At 64.1% G+C, this 19661-nt stretch carries 15 protein-coding genes; 7 read left to right on the forward strand and 8 right to left on the reverse strand.

The features are described 5' to 3' along the window. Window positions 1-49: 49 nt before the first annotated feature. The 3 genes from SR858_RS16015 to SR858_RS16025 are packed head-to-tail and all read left to right on the forward strand — an operon-like array spanning window position 50 to window position 2351. A complete protein-coding gene (locus SR858_RS16015) occupies window positions 50-346 on the forward strand; it encodes a DUF3649 domain-containing protein (protein ID WP_019920005.1) in 297 nt (98 codons plus the stop codon). Beyond that, window positions 343-1983, forward strand: coding sequence for a PepSY-associated TM helix domain-containing protein (locus tag SR858_RS16020; protein ID WP_019920006.1), 1641 nt, complete (start codon window positions 343-345; stop codon window positions 1981-1983). The genes SR858_RS16015 and SR858_RS16020 overlap by 4 nt, the downstream gene beginning before the upstream one ends. Then, on the forward strand, window positions 1980-2351 hold the full coding sequence (locus SR858_RS16025) for a DUF3325 domain-containing protein (protein WP_019920007.1): 372 nt from the start codon (window positions 1980-1982) through the stop codon (window positions 2349-2351). The genes SR858_RS16020 and SR858_RS16025 overlap by 4 nt, the downstream gene beginning before the upstream one ends. A 26-nt stretch (window positions 2352-2377) precedes the next feature. Here the strand turns inward: SR858_RS16025 and SR858_RS16030 are convergent, their stop codons facing one another. The 5 genes from SR858_RS16030 to SR858_RS16050 form a co-directional block, all read right to left on the reverse strand. Next, window positions 2378-3340, reverse strand: a complete 963-nt coding sequence (locus tag SR858_RS16030; protein WP_019920008.1) for a KpsF/GutQ family sugar-phosphate isomerase — start codon at window positions 3338-3340, stop codon at window positions 2378-2380. 29 nt (window positions 3341-3369) lie between these two features. Next, window positions 3370-4683, reverse strand: coding sequence for a 3-deoxy-manno-octulosonate cytidylyltransferase (gene kdsB, locus SR858_RS16035; protein ID WP_322533664.1), 1314 nt, complete (start codon window positions 4681-4683; stop codon window positions 3370-3372). Between the two features lie 14 nt (window positions 4684-4697). Beyond that, on the reverse strand, window positions 4698-5543 hold the full coding sequence (gene kdsA / locus SR858_RS16040) for a 3-deoxy-8-phosphooctulonate synthase (protein WP_019920010.1): 846 nt from the start codon (window positions 5541-5543) through the stop codon (window positions 4698-4700). 164 nt (window positions 5544-5707) lie between these two features. After that, on the reverse strand, window positions 5708-6472 hold the full coding sequence (locus SR858_RS16045) for a substrate-binding periplasmic protein (protein WP_019920011.1): 765 nt from the start codon (window positions 6470-6472) through the stop codon (window positions 5708-5710). A 22-nt stretch (window positions 6473-6494) separates the two neighbouring features. Beyond that, window positions 6495-10799 (reverse strand): ATP-binding protein, encoded by a 4305-nt coding sequence (locus SR858_RS16050; protein WP_322533665.1) that lies wholly within the window; start codon window positions 10797-10799, stop codon window positions 6495-6497. 242 nt (window positions 10800-11041) lie between these two features. Here SR858_RS16050 and SR858_RS16055 point away from each other — a divergent pair, with 242 nt between their 5' ends. Together SR858_RS16055 and SR858_RS16060 are read left to right on the forward strand one after the other, a co-directional pair. After that, on the forward strand, window positions 11042-12355 hold the full coding sequence (locus SR858_RS16055; RefSeq protein WP_026636944.1) for a glucose/galactose MFS transporter: 1314 nt from the start codon (window positions 11042-11044) through the stop codon (window positions 12353-12355). Between the two features lie 93 nt (window positions 12356-12448). Continuing rightward, complete coding sequence (locus tag SR858_RS16060) at window positions 12449-12970, forward strand: hypothetical protein (protein ID WP_019920014.1); 522 nt, start codon at window positions 12449-12451, stop codon at window positions 12968-12970. A 23-nt stretch (window positions 12971-12993) separates the two neighbouring features. Here SR858_RS16060 and SR858_RS16065 read toward each other — a convergent pair whose 3' ends face one another. Together SR858_RS16065 and SR858_RS16070 are read right to left on the reverse strand one after the other, a co-directional pair. Further along, complete coding sequence (locus tag SR858_RS16065; RefSeq protein WP_026636945.1) at window positions 12994-13188, reverse strand: hypothetical protein; 195 nt, start codon at window positions 13186-13188, stop codon at window positions 12994-12996. A 12-nt stretch (window positions 13189-13200) separates the two neighbouring features. Further along, window positions 13201-14094, reverse strand: a complete 894-nt coding sequence (locus SR858_RS16070) for an SPFH domain-containing protein (RefSeq protein ID WP_019920016.1) — start codon at window positions 14092-14094, stop codon at window positions 13201-13203. 251 nt (window positions 14095-14345) lie between these two features. On the opposite strand from SR858_RS16070, the gene SR858_RS16075 reads away from it, so the two are divergent. Both SR858_RS16075 and SR858_RS16080 read left to right on the forward strand, forming a co-directional pair. Continuing rightward, a complete protein-coding gene (locus SR858_RS16075) occupies window positions 14346-17369 on the forward strand; it encodes an RICIN domain-containing protein (protein WP_019920017.1) in 3024 nt (1007 codons plus the stop codon). Window positions 17370-17491: 122 nt separating this feature from the next. Continuing rightward, entirely contained in the window at window positions 17492-17680 is a 189-nt protein-coding gene (locus tag SR858_RS16080) for a hypothetical protein (RefSeq protein WP_019920018.1), read from the forward strand. Between the two features lie 12 nt (window positions 17681-17692). On the opposite strand, the gene SR858_RS16085 is transcribed toward SR858_RS16080, so the two are convergent. Next, window positions 17693-19522 (reverse strand): glycoside hydrolase family 28 protein, encoded by a 1830-nt coding sequence (locus SR858_RS16085; protein WP_019920019.1) that lies wholly within the window; start codon window positions 19520-19522, stop codon window positions 17693-17695. Window positions 19523-19661 lie beyond the last annotated feature (139 nt).

Below are 19661 nucleotides of genomic sequence, written 5' to 3' on the forward strand. Positions count from 1 at the left end.
GAGAATTATTCGCATTTAGCGCTTCAAGCGTGCATCTGAAGGAAGTTGTATGGCCCCTACCATTCGTTACCGTGCGGGCGTGTTGTCGCGCACTGTTGCCGCCATCGCCGGCGGCTATGGCTTGTCCGCGCTGGTCGCCGCCGCCCTCGCCCTCACCCTGCCCACCACCCGCGCCGAAGCGGCAATGACCGGTACCCTGACCGCCTTCGTGGTGTATCCGGTGGCGGTGATGTGGGTGTTCGCCTGCGCCAGCGCGCTGCGCGCCTGGACCGGCCTGCTCCTCGCGTCGCTGCTGCCCGGCGCCGTGGTGCTGGCAATGGGCGCCTTCACCGGAGGTGCGGCATGAAGGAAGGATTGCGCCAGTCGATGGCATGGCTGCACACCTGGACCGGCCTCTTGGCCGGCTGGATCCTGTTCCTGGTGTTCTGCACCGGTACCGCCTCGTACTACAAGGACGAGATCACGCTGTGGATGAAGCCCGAAGTTCATCAGTCGATGGCGCGCCAGGTGGCGCCAGCCGCTGCCACCGCCAATGCCGTGGCCTTCCTGGAGCAGCGTGCCCCCAAAAGCGACCGCTGGATCATCACCCTGCCCAGCGAGCGCGAACCGACCTTGCGCACCATGTGGGCGCCGCCGCCTGCCGACCCGGCCAGGCAGGGCGAGCAGCGTCCGCGCCGCGCGCGCTTCGGCAATGCCACGCTCGATCCGGCCACCGGCGAGGAACTGGCGGCAGCGCGCGCCACGCGTGGCGGGGAGTTCCTGTACCGGATGCACTTCGACCTGCACTACATGCCGGTGATCTGGTCGCGCTGGATCGTCGGCATCTGCGCCATGTTCATGCTGGTGGCCATCCTGTCGGGCATCGTCACGCACAAGCGCATTTTCAAGGATTTCTTCACGTTCCGGCCGGCCAAGGGCCAGCGCTCCTGGCTCGATGCCCACAACGCCAGCGCCGTGCTGGCCCTGCCCTACCACCTGATGATCACGTACACCGGCATCGTCACGTTGATATTCATGTATATGCCGTGGGGCGTGAAGGCCGTGTACCAGGACGAACGCGACAAGTTCTTCACCGAACTGCGCCAGGAAGTGGCCATCGATCCCAAGGCCTCGCGCGTGCCGGCCGCGCTCACGCCCCTGCAACCGCTGCTGGCGCAGGCGACGGCCGCCTGGGGCGAAGGCGACGTGGGGCGCATCGTTGTCAGCCATCCCAAACAGACCAATGCCGCGGTGGCGTTGTATCGCCGCGACGGCAAGCAGATGTCGGTGGACCAGCCGGCCATGGTGTTCGATGGCGTCTCCGGCGTACTGGTCTCGCCACCGGAACCGGCCGCCGCGCCAGCCGCGCAGACCCAGGGCGTGATGATCGGCCTGCACGCGGCGCGCTTTTCCAGTGCCGCGCTGCGGGCGCTGTTCTTTGTCGCCGGCCTGGCCGGTTGCGCGATGGTGGCGACAGGCCTGATACTGTGGGCCGTAAAAGAACGCCAGAAATACGCCAAGGCGCTGGCCAAGGGTGGACGAGTCGGGTTCGGCCTGCGCCTGGTCGATGGCCTGAACCTGGGCGCCATTGCCGGCGTGCCGATCGCGATTGCCGCCTACTTCTGGTCCAACCGCCTGCTGCCGGTGGGCCTGGCCGAGCGGCCGGCCATGGAAGCGGCATGGTTCTTCGGCGCCTGGGGTACGGCAGCGGTGCTGGCAATGGCCCGGCCCTCGCGGCGCATGTGGCAAATATTGCTGGCCGTCGGTGGCGTGTTGTTTGCCGGTCTGCCGCTACTCAATCTATTGACTACCGGGTCGCACCTTGGTTATAGCCTGTCGCACGGCTTGCTGCAGATCGCCGGTTTCGACCTGGTGGTACTGGTGATTGGAATCGGATTGTTATTTGCAGCTAAACGGATGGGTAATTCACGAATGAATAAAGTAAATAAAGTCAACAAAGTTAATGACCCGGCACCGGTGCTGGCGAGTGGAGGCGCAGCATGAGCGCGCTGGCCAACGGCTTGCTGATCTACGCGGCGCTGGCTGCCGCGCTGGCCGGTTTTGCCGGGCTGAGCCTGGCAATGGACCGGCACTGGGAAGCGTTGTACGGTCGTGGCTCCTCGCCGGGCGACAAGACGCGCTGGTTGCAGGCGTGCGGCACGGCCGGATTGCTGCTGTCGCTGGCCGCGTCGCTGGCGCTCAAGGGCGCCACCCAGGGGTGGGTCATGTGGCTGGGCGCGCTGACTGCCGGCGCGGTCGTCGTGGTGCTGACCCTGACATACCACGCGCGGCGCCTGATTCCCCTTGCCAAGGCCGCAGCAGTATCGGCAGTCGTTGCGGCCATAGCAGGACAGGCTGTGCACGCCTTGTAAAAACGCTGATTGCCGGTCGAGGGTCTTTACACGACCGGCTTGTCAGGAACGACATCGTGGATCTGCAGCACGCCAACCACTGCACCGGCCTGGTTCTTGACGACCAGCGCGTTGATCCTGGCGGCGCGCAGGCGCGCTTCCGCATCGGAGAAGCGCTCGTCCGGCGCCGCCAGCTTCGGCTCGGACGACATGATGTGCCGGGCCGCGATCTCGCGGTAGTCGGCGGCGGAATCGAACGCGCGGCGGACATCGCCATCGGTGATAATGCCCAGCAAATCACCGTCTTGCATCACCAGTACCAGGCCCAGGCGGCCACGGTTGATTTCGTGTACCACGTCGCGGAACGACGCATCGGGATGGCACACCGGCAGATTGTCCTTGTGCATGACGTCGGCCACGCGGGTGAGCAAACGACGGCCCAGGCTGCCACCGGGGTGGAAACGGGCGAAGTCTTCAGGCTGGAAATTGCACTTCGACGAGAGCACCACGGCCAGCGCATCGCCCATCACCAGGGTGGCGGTGGTGGAGCTGGTCGGCGCCAGGTTGTTATTGCACGCCTCCCGCTCGACCGACACGTCCAGTACCGCGTGGGCATGCCGGCCCAGGGTGGAATCGCGGCGGCCGGTCATGGCGATGATCCGGTTTTCCTGGTGCTGCAGGAAAGGCAGGATGCGCACCAGCTCCTCGGTCTCCCCACTATTGGAAATCATCACCACCACGTCTTGCGGACCGATCATGCCCAGGTCGCCGTGGAAGGCTTCGGCCGGATGCACGAAGAAGGCCGGGGTGCCGGTAGAGGCCATGGTGGCGGCAATCTTCTTGCCGATCAGGCCGGATTTTCCCATCCCCACCAGCACCACGCGTCCCTCGCGGGCCAGGACAATGTCCACAGCGGCGTCGAAATCGGCGCCGATGCGGTCAGCCATGGCCGACAACGCATCGATTTGCATCGCCACCACCTGGCGGGCCTGGGTAATTGACTCACTCATTACTACATCCATTTCAAAAACCAAAAAAATTACTGGGCCACGCCCGCCATCACCGTGGCAAAGCCCTCGGCTGAACCGAACACGTGTTCCTTGCCCTGCGCTACCAGGATCGCGTCGGCCAACTCGCGGAACGCACCCTTGCCGCCCGCCGTTGCCAGCACGGCGCTGGCGCGGCGCTGCACGTACACGGGAGCATCGGCCACCGCGTACGACAGGCCACAGGCGGCAAACGCTGGCAGATCGATGCTGTCGTCGCCAATGCAGACGGTTTCGTGCACGGCGACGCCCGCCTGCTCCATCAGCGTGCGGCAGGCGCCGTGCTTGTCTTTGACGCCGAACTGGTACAGGGTAATGCCAAGGTCGGCCACGCGCTTGCGCAGCGTGGGCGAATCACGGCCCGACAACACCGCCACGCGCACGCCGTTTTCTTCCAGCAGGCGCATGCCGAGGCCGTCGCGCACGTGGAAGCGCTTCAGGCATTCGCCGGTGGCATCGTAATAAATGCCGCCGTCGGTCAGCACGCCATCGACATCGGTGATCACGAGCTTGATACCGGCCAGGGAAGGCAATGGCGCTGGCGCCGCTGCAACAGCAGCCGCGCCGGTCTCCCCTGCCATCAATGCGCGCACGCGCACCAGGCACTCGGGCGTATCGACGCCGGGGCCGGTCGGCTCCACCTCGAACGCGCGGATGCGCAAGCCGGCTGCCAATAGACGCAGTTGCTCCAGTTTTTCCACCTGTTCCAGCATCGCCGGCGGCAGGCTCGAGTAAGCAGCCAGCACATCGCGGCGATAGCCATACACACCGACATGCTTGAGATAGCGCGCCGGTGCGTCATCGCGGGCGAATGGAATCTTGGCGCGGCTGAAATACAGCGCATCGCCATTGCCGGCCAGGACCGTCTTGACCGTGTTCGGGTTATCTGCTTCATCGGCGTCGATCGGGTGGCACAGGGTGCCGACCTGGACCGAGCTATCGGCCCACATGCCACGGGCCAGCATGGCGATATCGCCGGGGCGCACCATCGGCTCGTCGCCCTGCAGGTTGATGTAGATTTCGGCCTCGACCGACTGCATGACCTCGGCCAGGCGATCCGTACCGGACGGATGGTCGGGCGAGGTCATCACGCAGCGGCCGCCGAAGGCGCGCGCGGCCGCCGCCACGCGTTCATCGTCGGTGGCGATCACCACCGCATGCACGCCCGGCACTTCGAGTGCGCGTTCATACACGTGCTGCACCATGGGCTTGCCGAGAATGTCGGCCAGCGGCTTGCCAGGCAAGCGCGTGGAACCGTAACGGGCCGGGATAACGATGGCCAGGCGCTGGGTGGTGATATCGTTCACGCTGCGATTCTCCATCAAGCGATATTGAGCGCCGGGAACGACTTCACCAGGTCGTCGAGCGACTTCAGCTGCGACAGGAACGGTTCCAGCTTATCGAGCGGCAAGGCGCTTGGGCCGTCGCATAGAGCGTGGTCCGGATCGGGATGCGCTTCCAGGAACAGGCCGGCGATACCCACGGCAATGCCGGCACGCGCCAGGTCGGCCACTTGCTGGCGGCGGCCACCGGAAGCGGCGCCACCCGGATCGCGTTGCTGCAGCGCGTGGGTGACGTCGAAGATGATCGGCAGGTCGTTGCACGTTTTCTTCATCACGCCAAAGCCCAGCATGTCCACGACCAGGTTGTCGTAGCCGAGGCAGGTGCCGCGATCGCACAGGATCAGCTGTTCGTTGCCCGCTTCCTTGAATTTCTCGACGATGTTGGCCATCTGGCCAGGGCTGAGGAACTGCGGCTTCTTGATATTGATGACCTTGCCAGTCTTGGCCAGCGCCACCACCAGGTCGGTCTGGCGCGCCAGGAAGGCCGGCAGTTGCAGCACATCGACCACCTCCGCGACCAGCGGCGCCTGGAATGGCTCGTGCACGTCGGTAATCACCGGCACGCCGAAGGCCGCCTTGACATCCTGGAAGATGCGCATGCCCTCTTCCAGGCCAGGACCGCGATACGAATGGATCGACGAACGGTTGGCTTTGTCGAAGCTGGCCTTGAACACGTAAGGGATGCCCAGCTTTTGCGTCACGCGCACATATTCTTCGCATGCACGCATGGCAAGATCGCGCGATTCGAGCACATTGATGCCGCCAAACAGCACGAAGCTACCGGTGTTGCTGACATTGATACCGTTCACATTGACATTGGCCATACGAATTCCATTCCACTTAAATAAATACAATTGATAACAGCCGCCACCCCGGCCTGGCCGGGTGCGGAAAATTCATTCTTGTCGCCAGGCGCGTCTGCGTCGCCACTCGATACCGCAGGATAATTTAAGATTATAAATTCAAACCACCGATTGCCATGAGCCGTTCAGCGCGTATATTTGTCGCGTATCCTGCGCAGCGAGCCGTCCTTGCGCATGTTGCCGAGGGTCTGGTCGAACGCCGTGACCACCTCCGGCGCGACCGTATTGCGGTTGAAGATCAGGTAACTCTGGGTCGTTTCGATCGGCGGACCGGTCACTTTCGCCTTGTCCAGCGCGTTCAGGCGCTTGAGTACTGCGGCGCCCATCACCCGGCTGCTCACCAGGGCATCCATGCGCCCGGCCAGCAACTTGCGGAAGTTGGCTTCGTACGTCTGCGCCACTTCCAGGCGATTGAACATGCCGCGGGCCGCAGCGCCATCGAAAATGGCGCCATACGACACCTTGTTGACCACGCCCAGGCGCACGTCGGCCAGCTCGCTGACGTTGCCCTGGAACGCCATGCGCGAGCCGGCGCGCACGAAGATCACGAAATCCTGGGTCAGCAGCGGTTCGCGCGGGAACAGGTATTTCTGCTCGCGCTCATCGTTCTTCTTGATGGTGAAAAAACCGTCCGCGCGCGGCGTGTCGATCAGCGACAGGCTGCGCGCCAGCGGATAGAACTGCACGTCGATGGGCTGGTCCATGCGCGCGAAGATGGTGGTCACCAATTCCACCATCATGCCCGTCGGCGGCTGCCCCGGCCGCACTTCCATGAATGGCGGGTAATCGAAACTTACCAGTACCAGCGGACCTTCCCGCGCCGGCGCCGCCGGCAGCACCGCCACTCCGAGCAGAACACCTAGCAGCACGTGGACGAACAGGCGTTTCATCGCGCTCCCCCTTTGGTCCGTATCAGGTCCCGACCCGGCCGGCGAGATCGGCCATCAGCCGCACGATTTCATCGAAGCTCACCGGCTTGGTCAGGTGATGGTCGAAGCCGGCAGCGCCGGACTTGAGGCGGTCGGCATCGGTGCCCCACCCGGTCAGCGCCACCAGCACCACGCCTGCCAGCCCCGGTTGCGCGCGCAGCGCGCGCGCCACGTCGTACCCGTTCATGCCGGGCAGGCCGATGTCGAGGAACACCACCTGCGGCAGGAAGCTTTGCGCACGGCCCACGGCGTCGATGCCGTCGTGCACCGTGGCCACGGTGTGCCCCTTGATCTCGAACAGCGCCGACAGCGTTTCGGCGGCATCGACATTGTCGTCCACCACCAGCACGCGCAGGCTGGTGTTCGAGGCGGCATCGACCCGCTGTGGCGCCGGCGGTGCGAGCGTTGCAGCCGGCGGCGTTTGCGCCGCCAGCAGCGACTGCATGGCCGGCAGCATCACCGGCAGGTGCAAGGTGAAGGTGCTGCCCAGTCCGGCGCCAGCGCTGTGCGCGCTCACCTTGCCGCCGTGCAGCTCGGTCAGGCGCCGCACCAGGTTCAGGCCGATGCCGAGGCCACCCTGCGCCTGCGCCTCGCTGCCCGGCACCTGGGTAAACATGTCGAATACGCTGCCCAGCGCGTCGGCCGGAATGCCCACGCCGTTGTCGCTCACGCTGACCGTCAGTTCGCCGTCGGCGACGGCTGCGCGCAGCTCGATGGCGCCGTATTCGGGCGTGTACTTGGCGGCGTTGTTGAGCAGGTTGCCGATCACCTGGGCGATGCGCTGGGCGTCGAGCCACAGCGGCAGCGGGTTGTCCGAGACCGAAATTTTCAGACGGTGGTGGCGGACGTCGATCAGCGGCGTGCTCAGTTCCACGGCGTTGCGCACGATCGTGTTCAGGTCGGCCGGGCCGAACACCAGCACTTCCTTGCCGCGCGCAATGCGCGCCAGGTCCAGCAAATCGTCCACCAGGTGCACCAGGTGGCCCACCTGCCGCTCCATCATGGCGCGGATGCGTTCGATTTCCTCGTGCGCCAGCTGCTGGGCGCGCATCATTTCCAGGCCGCTGCGGATCGGCGCCAGCGGGTTGCGCAGCTCGTGCGCCAGCGTGACCAGGAATTCGCGTTGCGCCTGGTTGGCCTGCGACAGTTCGCCGGCCTTGCTGCGCAGCTCGGACTCGCCGCTCTTCTGGTCGGTGACGTCGAGCGTCACGCCGTCGAAGTGGATCATGCCGCCCTGCTCGTCGTGCTGCGACCAGGCGATCATGCGGATCCAGCGCGGCGTGGTTTGCCCCGGCGCCGGGGCCACCCGGAATTCCGCTTCGTAGCCCTCCCCTTCCACCATCGCGCGCTGGAACTCGTCTTCCAGGCGCGCCCGGTCCTCGGGATGGACGCGCTGGTAGAACTGCGAGACCGGCACCAGGCCGTCGGCCGGCAGCGCGAACTGGGTGCGCAACTGGGCGTTGGCCTGCATGGTCGATAGCGGCGAATCGGCGTACCACACGCCGATGCCGCTGGCGCGCGTGACATTGGCAAAGCGGTCCTGCAATATGCGCCGCTCGTGGACGTCGATCACGGTGCCGATATAGCCGAGCAGCCGGCCGTCGTGGCCGAAGCGCGGCGCGCCGGCGTCGATCACCCAGCGGTAGCCGCCCACGCGGTCGCGCAGCCGGTAATCGATCGAGAACGACCGATTGCGGTCGCACGCGGCGGTGTAGGCGTGGGCCACGGCCGCCGCGTCGTCCGGGTGGATCAGTTCCATCCAGCCGCGCCCCAGGTCCTGCTCCAGCGAGCGCCCGGTGTAGTCGGACCAGCGCTGGCTCAGGAACGTGCATTGATGGTATTCGTCGGTGGTCCAGAACATGGCCGGCGACGCATTGACCAGCGAGCGGAAATATTCTTCGCGTTCGCGCAGCGTCAGCGTGGCCTGCTGGCGTTCGCGCGCCTGCTCGATGTGGTTGCGCACGCGCGCCAGCAATTCGTTGGCGGAAAACGGCTTGACCAGGTAATCGTCGGCGCCCGCCTCCAGGCCCTCGAGGCGGGCTTCCTCGCCGGCGCGGGCCGACAGCAGGATCACCGGCACGTGGCGGATATCCTCGTCGGCACGGATGGTCTTGAGCAGCGCGAAGCCATCGAGGCGCGGCATCATGACGTCGCTGAGCAGCAGGTCAGGCGGGTTGCGCCGCACGGTGTCGAGCGCATCCTGGCCGTCGGCGCAGGTCTCCACCGTGAATTCGCGTTCGAGCAGCGAGCGTACGTAGCCGCGCATGTCCTGGTTGTCGTCGGCGACCAGGATGCGCGGGCGTTGCAGCGGCGGCAGGACGACCGTGACCGCCGTCGCGGCAGGCGCGGCGCCTGCTGGCGTGCCTGCTTCGGCGCCTGGCTCCACGCCCGGCTCCACGCCTGTTTCCAAGCCTGGTTCCGCGCTGGCGTCGGGCAGGGCGCTGTCGGGCAGCCAGCGCAGCGCCTCCTCGACGAACGCCGAGCCCATGCGCTCGCCGGTGGAACTGTCCGAACGCGCCACCACGTACTGCGCCGGCAGGTGGCTTGATCCGAACGGTATCTCCACCGTGAACGTGGTGCCCTCGCCCAGCGTGCTCTCGGCGGCAATGGCGCCGCCGTGCAGGCGCACCAGTTCCTGGATCAGGGCCAGGCCGATGCCGGTGCCCTCGTAGCTGCGGCCCTGCACGCCCTCCACGCGGTGAAACCGCTCGAAGATGCGCGGCAGTTCCGCCGCCGGGATGCCGGCGCCGGTATCGCGCACGGTCAACCGCGCGCCGGTCTTGGTTTGTTCCAGCCGCACCGCCACGCCGCCGTGCATGGTGAATTTGAACGCGTTCGACAACAGGTTGAACACGATCTTTTCCCACATGTCGAGATCGATGAACACGGGTTCGGACAGCGGCGCCGTCTCCACCCGGTATGCCAGGCCCGCCTTGTCCATGGCTGCCTCGAACACGCTGGCCAGGTTGGCCGTCAGTTGCGCCAGGTCCACCGGCGCGAACCGCGCCTGTACCCGCCCCGCCTCGATGCGCGAAAAGTCCAGCAGCGAATTGACCAGCTTTAACAGGCGCAGCGCGTTGCGGTTGGTGAGGTCGATGCGCTCGCGCTGGCGCGGCGACAACGGCTCCGCGGTATCGGCCAGCGCGTCTTCCAGCGGGCCCAGGATCAGCGTGAGCGGCGTGCGGAATTCGTGCGAGACGTTGGAGAAGAACGCGGTTTTGGCCTTGTCGATTTCCGCCAGCGCGGCAGCACGCCTTTGCTCCTGCTCGTAGGCCAGCACATTACCGATGGCAGTGTTGAAGGCGCCGCGCAGCAGTTCGTAGAAATTCAGGTAGGCGGCGTCCAGCGCGCGGCGGGCGCTCACGCCGGCCACCAGGAAGCCGTACGGGCGTTCCTGCCCGGCCACCGTCAGCGGCAGCACCATCGCGGTGTGCGGCGCCTCTTCATATGGCGCGCAGTCGAAGGCGCCGAAGCGCGCGGCCAGGTCTTCCATCCGGTAACTGCCGCCGGCCGCCAGCGCGGCGGCGAAGTCCCAGCCGCCATGGCTGTGCAGCGCCGCTTCGGCCGGCGCCAACACGCTGCTGTCGGGCAGGCCCACCTGGCTGCGCAAGGTGAGCGTCTGGCCGTTGCCGTCCAGCTGGTAAAGCAGCATGAACGGCACATCCATCGCCAGCGTATCGCTGTCATAGACCATCAAGCGCGCCAGTTCGTCGCCGGTGCGCGCCAGGGCGATATGGCCGGTAAGGTCGCGCAGGTTCTGGGTGCGGCGCGCGTCCAGCACCGCCGCCGTGCCTTCGCTGATCGGGTGGAAGATGCCGCCGACGTGGCCCGATTCGGCACGGATGGGCGAGAACGAAAACGTCATGAACGCTTCTTCCATGTACCCGTAGCGGTCGAGGAACATGCGCTGGTCGCGGATATATACGCCCTCACCGGCGTGGGCGCGATCGAAGGCGTCGCCGACGACCGGCAGCGCGGTGGCCCAGCAGATCTTGAACGGCTCGCCCATCGACTGCGGGTGCTTGGCGCCGCAGATCGGCCGGTAGGCGTCGTTGTAGATCTGCACATCCTCGGGGCCCCAGGCCACCAGCATCGGGAAGGTGGACGACAGGCACAGGCTGACGGAAGTGCGCAGGCTTTGCGGCCAGCCCGCAACGGGACCGAGCGGCGTGGTGGACCAGTCCATCGACCGTATCAACTCGCCCATGTCGCCACCGCCGGCCAACCATCCCAGATCGTCGGTCATTGCCTGCCCGGCCACCTGCGCCATCGCTCCCTGCTGCTCCATCCATCCCCCGGTAGTGCCCACATCCGGCGGCAATTCCGCCGGTGGTGAAGTATAACTGTTTCTTTAGGCATAGCCGAAAACCGCCGTGCGGTACCGTGGTTTTAATGCAGAGCGGCAATAATCCGTTTCGGTGATACCTGTCATCACCATTTCGATATAGAGGAATTCTATTTAGTTATTGGTGTTATACCCGCTTTGCCCCTAAGATTGCGATCCAGGCAAGTCTATAAAAAGGATACAAAGTGGCGGCACCAACACCTTCGAGCAGCACCGCGATCAGCGCATCGCACGCAAATACGGCAAAATCGGCGATGTACCTGCTGACCAGCCTGTTCTTCACCTGGGGCTTCATCACCGTTATCAACAACACCCTGCTGCCGCACTTGCGCAGCGTGTTCGAGTTGAACTACACCCAAACCACGCTGATCGAATCGGTCTGGTTCATCGCCTATTTCTTTGCCTCGATCCCGTCCGCGCGGCTGATCGAGCGCGTGGGCTACAAGAAATCGCTGGTCACCGGCCTGGTCATCATGGCCGTCGGCGCGCTGATGATGATCCCTGCCGCCCACCTGCCGTCGTATGCGGTCACGCTGTTCGCGCTGTTTGTCATTGCCTGCGGCATCACGCTGCTGCAAGTGGCGGCCAATCCGTACGTCGCGGTGGTCGGTCCTGCCAGCTCGGCATCGGCCCGCCTGAACCTGGTGCAAGCCTTCAACTCGCTCGGGACCATGCTGGCGCCGCTGTTCGGCGGCTACCTGATCCTGGGCCGTTCCAACTCGGGCACGGCATCCGCCGACCAGGTACTGACCCAGGCCGAGCGCCTGGCCGACGCCCGCGCCGTGGAACTGCCGTACCTGATCGTGGCCGGCGTGCTGATCATCCTGGCCATCGTGATCGCCCGCTTCCCGCTGCCGGAAATCGGCGCGTCGACCAACCGCGAAGCCGCCAAGGCCGCGCGCAAGACCCACTCGCTGTGGAAACACCGCAACCTGGTGTTCGGGATCCCGGCCATTTTTATCTACCTGATCGCCGAAATCGGCGTGGCCAACCTGTTCATCAACTTCGTCTCGCAGCCGGACATCGGCAATGTCAACCACGAAAAAGCGTCGCACTACCTGATCATCCTGTGGGGCGGCATGATGGTGGGCCGCTTCGCCGGCAGCGTGCTGATGCGTAAATTCACGGCCGAAAGCGTGCTGGCCGGTTGCAGCATCGGCGCGGCGATCGTGATGACGATCGCCACCTTCAGCGGCGGTTCGCTGGCGATGTGGGCGCTGATTTCGGTGGGCCTGTTCCACTCGGTGATGTTCCCGACCATCTTCACGCTGGGCATCAAGGGCCTGGGCCCGATGACCGAAGAAGGTTCCGGCCTGATGATCATGGCAATTGCCGGCGGTGCGCTGGTGGTGGTGCAAGGCATGCTGGCCGACCATTTCGGTCTGCAGCAATCGTTCCTGCTGACCGTGGCCTGCGAAATCTACGTGCTGTTCTACGCACTGTGGGGCGCCAAGGCAACCAACGCCTTCCCGGAAGAGCCGGTGGCCGACACCAAATAATCAGTTCGCTGATACGACCAAACCCCGGTGCGCCGGGGTTTTTCTTTTGCTGCTACAGTGCCGCGCTCCCCCTTCGAACAGGAGATCGCCAAGATGATTTTCCCATCGCGCGCCGCCTTGCTGCCACTGTTGGCGCTGGGCGCGTGCTCCAGCAGCATGCATCCGCTCGAAGCGCACCTGGACTTGCTGCGACCGGAATCGATCACCTCGGTTGCCGGGCTCGATTATCCGGCAGGCACATTGCTGTGCCCGCTGACGCCCTATCAAAACAGCGTGGCGGCAGCGGCGCCCGAGGCGCAGCGCATCAACGCCTTCATGGGGCGCCAACAGTATCTTGGTGAGGAGGGCACCTGGTCGCTGGTGATCATCCAGCCCGGCACCACGGGCGATGACGGCATCGAACACCTGCTGCTGCGCAGGAGTACATTTGACGTGATCAATTCGCGCGAAAGCCTCGGCAAGCTGGTGGAAAAGGTGCCGGCGGACTTCGAAGTGCTCGATTGCGTTCCCGTGGAACATGCCAGCGTGCTGACCACGCGTTCGCGGGCGTCGCAGCGAAAAGTTATCAGCTTCGGGCGCCGGCACGGCCCCATGCGCCAGGCCGGCCAAGGTTAATCGCGCCCATGGCGGAAGATCCGTTACTGCTCCGGCTCCCGGTCAGCATGCGCGTCAATTTCTTTGGGCTTGATACCGCGCCGCGCCAGCCCCTCGCGCAGCAGGAATTCGATTTCCGCGTTCACGCTGCGCAGGTCGCGCGCGGCCAGCCGTTGCAACTCGTCCCAGAGTGCCGGGTCGATGCGCAACGGGTAAGCTTTTTTTCCGGGACTTGCCATGCTGGGCGGCCGCTAGTTGTACAAGGTGCCGGTGTTGATGATGGGCTGGGTTTCCTTGTCCGAGCACAGTACCACCAGCAGATTGCTGACCATGGCCGCCTTGCGCTCATCGTCGAGTTCCACGATGCCGCGTTCCGACAGCCCTTTTAAAGCCGCTTCCACCATGCTCACGGCGCCATGGACGATCTTGGCGCGGGCGCTGATGATCGCCTCGGCCTGCTGGCGGCGCAGCATGACCTGGGCAATCTCGGCGGCGTAGGCCAGGTGCGTGAGCTTGGCATCCACCACTTCCACACCGGCCGCCTCGAAGCGCGCCTGCAGCTCGCACTTGAGGGCATCGGCCACCACGTCCATGCCGCCGCGCAGCGTGGTTTCGTTGGCGGACAAGTCTTCACCCTCGTCGTACGCATACTGCGATGCCAGGTGGCGCAGCGCGGCTTCGGCCTGGATCGCCACATAGCGTTCGAAATCATCGACCTCGAACACGGCCTGGGCGGTATCGCGTACGCGCCACACGATGGCGGCGCTGATCTCGACCGGGTTGCCGCGCTTGTCGTTGACCTTGAGCGTGGGCGCGTTGAAATTGCGCGCCCTTAGCGACAGGCGGCGCTTGACGTAGAGCGGAAACGCCCAGCGCAAGCCTTCGCTGCGGTCGGTGCCGATGTACTTGCCGAACAGGGTGAGGATGGCGCTCTCGTTGGGCTGCAACATGAACAGGCCGGCCAGGCAAAACGCTCCCGCCAGCGCCAGCACGACTGCGGCAAAGAGCGTGATCATGTTGCCGGCGTCCATCCCGCTCCGGAACACGTAGACCGCGGCAAGCAGCAGCACTACCCCGGCCGCAGCCGCCAGGTAGCCGTTGGTTGATGAGAACGCTTTTTCGCGGCGGGTAGCTGCTCCATTCATGTTCGATTACTCCTCAGGTGAGACATCAAAGTGATATCACTTTAGGATCATGCTGCCAGATTGTCAAGCACACCGTGTCGCTCGCCCGTCACTTTGCAGTTTCCCTCAATCAATGTCTTATCTATACTATTGGTCACCGGTATGCACTGCCGCTGCCGGCAAACTTGACTGACAGGAGCTGAGACACGATGAGCAAAGAAAGCGCCTCCGGGCCCTCGAGCAGTAACGTTGAAAACAACCCAGTAACCCAAGTGCTGCCCGAGAGTGACCCGGCAGCGGGCAAACCGGACCAGGACAGCGGCAGCGGTGAAGGCAAAGCTGGTGACAATGCTGAAGTCAAGCCAGATACCTCGCCTGACGCCACAGCCGAACCGGAACTCAAGCCAGAGCCCAGGGCCGAGGACAAAGCCGAGGACAAATCTGCCGCCGTCATCGCAGTGCAAGCCAAGACCTCGGCCACACCCGAGAACAAGTCCCTCGAGGAAGAAGAACTCGAACTCAGCAAGCAAGAGAAAAAGGAACGCCTCGCCGAACGCAAGAAGGAACTCGAACAGCGCGAAAAAGAAGCCAAGGACCGCCGTTCGGAATTGATCAAGGCCGTACGCTTTTCAGCCCCGGCAATCGACAAGGCGCTGGTGGACAAATTTGAAGCGCTCGGCATCGAGAGCCACGCATTTGCCGCCAAGGATGTGGCCAGGCTCATGACCAATGACGCCAAGCTGCAGGAAAAGGTGCTCGACTTTTTCGATCTCACCCTCGCCCAGCGCGAAGATCTGCTCGACCGGATCGGCTACTACAAGGGCATCGTCATCGATCACAGTTCCGCCAACCCGGTGGAGACCGGATTCCGCGAAGTGCTGCAAAGGACGCGCGTCGCGAGCAAACTGAGCAAGAACGTCGGCAACCTGGTCACCAGCATCCTCTATCGCAAGCCGAATTTTTCGGGTTACCACGAGAATTTCTACACGTCGTCCGAGTCTTTGCACCAGGTGCAAAAAAATGGCGTAACCGACATCAAGTCTTCGCTCAGCGTCGCCGGAGGCAAGGCAGCGTCGGTCGGCGTCGGAGTGTCGGGCTCGTCCCACGAGTCCAACAGCTCGAACAGCGGCACGGTCAAGAAAAAGCTGTACATCACGGCCAACTATTTTCTGCCCAAGATCGAGCTGTCGTTCGACGATACCTTCCCCTGCGCCAGCGATGAATTCGAGGCTGCCTGCGAAGAAGCGCTGGCCACCTCGACGGCAGAAAGCCGCTTCGAGGGACTGGTTGCCGTGCTCGGAAAATTCGGACAATTTGTCGCCACCCAGACGCTGGTCGGTGGCCGCCTGTTTGCCACCAACGTCAAGGAATTTTCCGGCAACGAATCGCAGGAAGAGATGGTCCAGCGCTACGCCGCGCGCATCAAGGTCGCAGCGGAAAGCGTGACGGCGTCTTTCGAATCCGACACCAGCTTTGAGAAAAGCAGCCAGTCGAACGACCGTGAGAAGGGCCGCAATGAACAACAGTCGGCGACCATCCATGCCGTGGGCGGCGAAGGCGCCGTGGTGGAACAGGCCGGCCGCTGGGCCGAGTCGCTGTACGACTACCGGCGCTGGGCGGCGGTGCAGCGCGAAAACCTGGTCCCGAGTATCGACCTGCTCAACAAGAAATTGCGCGCGCGCGTGTGGGATGCACTGGGCACCTTCGCGGTAAAAAACACCGCGCTGCACCTGGTGGGCGAATACAAGGCCTATTTCCTGTTCTACGGCCGCTACGACGTCGAAATCGGCCAACTGACCCGGCACGATACCGTCATCCTGAAGAACAAGGGTAGCGAGCGTTGCCTGGCCGTGCACGGCGAGACCCCGCTCAGCGGGGGCGTGATCGGCAAGCCGTTCGAATGGAGCCAGCAGTTGCTGTGGCGGATCACCCCAAACGGCAATATCGTCAGCACCATCCCGGTCAGCAGCGGTTTCCCGGGACGCAGGCACGCGGTCGATTTCGCGCTGACCGTGGTCGGTAAAGTGCCTGAAAAAGACGCTGCGCGGCCACCGAGCCTGGCCGTTGAATTGCGTGAATTGGGCAGCGGCGCCAACCAGCTGTGGGATTTCACGGGACGCGGCGAACTGCGCAATGCCGCTTTCGGCGCCGGCTACGCACTCAGCATGCCGCTCGATAACACGCCCTCGCTCAAGCTGGTGGGCGATGGCAAGGATGATACGACCATCTGGAGCGTGCGGGAAGCGGCGCCCGAAGACATCGCCAAAATGGAGGCCCATAAAGCCTACGGCAAACTGGTCCATCCGTCCGGGCTGGTACTCGCCATCGACGGCTACGAGGACAGCGCCAACACGTTTGCCTTGACCGACCGGCGCCGCGTGTTGCTGCAACCGGACAATGGTGGCAAGCACCAGTTGTGGCACGTGCGCAGCGACGGCGTGATCATCTCGGCCTTGAGCATCGGCTCGAACAACTCGTCCATGACGACCGATGTCTATCTGGCCCAAGCCGACGACAAACAGGTATACGCCCAGGGTGAACGCATCGCGGCACAAGTGTTCAAGACTGACGACAAGGGCCGGGCGCATATCGCCGACGCTGCCCAAAAGCCCTTGTATGCCGGTGCGGTGGTGGTCAAACCCGCCTCCGGTCAACGCGTGACGGCAGTGCCGGCGCCGGACAACGCGTTGACTTTCACCCTGTTGCCAGCCGATGCCCGCCCGATCACCTACTCCACCGGCACGGCGGTCAAGTCGGCCGGCTGCTATCGTTTGAAGACCGTCGACAAGCGCGAACTCAAGATCGACGGTTATCTGACCGGCATCGAGTTCGTGCTCGAGGAGCGCAATCCTGGCAGGCTGTTCAAGATCGATGAATATTTCCGCATGCGCATGCGCCTGTCGGTCGTGCGCAAGACCGGCGCCACCAAGATAGAGCTGAAGGATGAGCCTGACAACGACACCGACCGCGATTTCGTGTCTGATGCCGATGGTCATAGCGACATCCGTGTCGATGAGCGCTTCCTGCTGCTGCCGGAAGGTCCGATTTACTCGCTGCGCCTGCATACCGGCGGCAAGCAGCGGCTCGCGTTCGAGTATCGCCTGGTGGAAAACGGCCCGTGGATCGGCCTGTCCGATTCGAACGATGCGACCCAGCCGTTGAATGTCAATCTGCTCACCGTGGGTTCCGCGCTGGACGCCGCCGCCAGCGGTACCCGGGTCGTTGGCGTGGCGCTCGAATACGATGCCAGCGCGCAGTTCCTGCGGCCGAAACTGCTGCGTAAGCTGCTGAGCTAATTGGTCGTCAAGCCGGGATTCTTGATTTGCATCAAGGAAACCGGCTTTATATCGATGGGACAATGCGTGCCGTGCAAGACCTCTTATCCGCGCGCACGCGCACCTGGCGACAAGGACCACCGATGGCAAAATATTTCAGCCGGCTGTTCGGCAACGACGACTACCGCATCCACGTGATGCAGGACGATGCCCCGCACCCGATCCGGCGCCACCTGCAACCAGCACGCCGCGACGAGCTGGTGCAAGCATTATTCGGCACCGGACCGGCGCGCAGCGTCAAACGCAAGCGCGCCAGCCGGGCCGGCCGCTGACAATCAACGCCGTCAGGCGTCTATCTTCTTGTTGATCGCCTTGCCGGCGATTTTCACGTTGGTGAGCACCAGGTTTTTCACGTTATAGGCAAACCACGGCTGCTCCGCGTTGCGCGGGGTGCCGAAGTCGCAATTGGTGATGGTGATGTTGTCGAGAGGGAGCGTGGGCTTGCCGGCCGGTCCGTTGTAGGTGCCGGCCACCGGTCCCAGGATCACGAACGCCTGGAAGCACGAGTGCTTGCCGGTCGGCGTTTGCACATCGGAGACGCGCAGGTTCGAGATGTGCACGTCGGAGACCTCGGGCGGGCGGATACGCACGCTCTCGTCCACCGGCGTGTAGTCGCAATCGATGGTGATCACGCCGCCGGCCGTGGTGTGCGGCACCGCCGGCAGCTTGGTTCCCGGCAGTTGGCTATAGGTCCGGCCTATGGTGGCCACGCCATTGGGCAGCGTGCAGTCGCGCACGTAGAAGTGGCGCAGGAAGCCGCCACGGTTCATATTGGTCTTCATGCGGATGGCGGTATTGAGGCCCGACGTCTGCCAGTACTTGTTGCGGAACTCGAGGCGCTGCGCATACACATGCTCGATGCCGCCGGCCATCTCGCTGCCCAGCGTCATGCCGCCATGGCCGCTGTTCATCACGCAGTCCTGCACCAGCACATTGCGGGTGGGGCCGAACTGGATGTCGCGGTTGCGGCCCGCCTTGATGGCAATGCAGTCGTCGCCCGCGTTGAACTCGCAGTGTTCCACGAACACCGTGTCGCAGGCTTCGGGGTCGAAACCGTCGCTGTTCGGGCCCTGGCTCTCCATGCGCACCTTGCGGATATGGACATTGCGGCAGTTGACCGGGTGGTGCTGCCAGAACGGCGTGGCGGTCACCATGTAACCCTGCATCAGCACATCAGTGCAGCCGATGAATTCGATCATGCTCGGACGCAGGTAGTGGCCCACGCCGAACACGCGCTTGGCCACCGGCACACCGGCTTCCGACAGCGCCGGCAGGTAGCGCACGTCGGCGCGGAAGCTCTGGCGCGTGGCTTCGATCATCTCGCGGTCATGCGCCGGCAGGCTGGGCGCGACCTCGCTCATCGACTTGGGATTGCGCTCGTTGACGGCGATCTCGGTCTGCACACTGCCCTTGTTGTGGCGGCCCTTCCAGTCCCACCAGCAGCCCTCGCCGTTCTCGAACGGCACGCCGCCCTGGCCGTTCAATACGCTGGTCCAGTCCTCGCCGGTGAGAGCGATATTGGTCTGGCCGTAGGCGTACACCAGCGGCGAATAGTTGAGCACGTCGTTGCCCTGCCAGCGCGAAATCGACAGCTTGCCATTCGGACCGCAATCGATGTCGCCGTACTTGGCAAAGTCGGCCGGGTTGGCGCTGAAATAGACGTGGGCGCCCGCTGCCAGGTACACGTGCACATTCGAGCGCAGCACGATCGGACCGGCCACATACCAGTCGCCTTTCGGGATCACCACGCGCCCGCCACCGGCCTTGTGGCAGGCGGCAATCGCCGCGGTAATGGCGGGATAGGCGTCGGGCGAACCGCGCACCGGCGACGGCACGTCGGCTTTTTCGGTGTAGCGGATGGTGGCGTTGACCTTGGCCGTCTGGCACGGTTTGGCGCCGAAGGCGGTGATGACGAAATCTTCGTCGCGGAATTTGAGCGGCTTGGCGAACTTCTGTTCGATGTCGCGCGCGCGCTGCCAGGGGTCGGCAGCGGCTGTTTTATCGTCGGCGCTGGCCGACGTGTGCAACAGCGCCGCCGGCACGCTGGCCGCCGCCACCATGCCTGCGCCGCTGCTCATCAATACGCGGCGTTTTTGATCGATCTCCACCTTCATGGTCTGGTCTCCGTGGTTAGATAGTTGCCCGGATTGTTCCGGATCTGGCACTGCGGGACCATTCTAGCAAGGTTTCAAGGTGGTTAGACCACTTTATATCTGGTCTAACCACCTTGGTGTAGTCAAACAATCGCAGCGG

This window comes from Duganella zoogloeoides, from assembly GCF_034479515.1.
In the GTDB taxonomy this organism is placed as follows: domain Bacteria; phylum Pseudomonadota; class Gammaproteobacteria; order Burkholderiales; family Burkholderiaceae_D; genus Rugamonas; species Rugamonas zoogloeoides.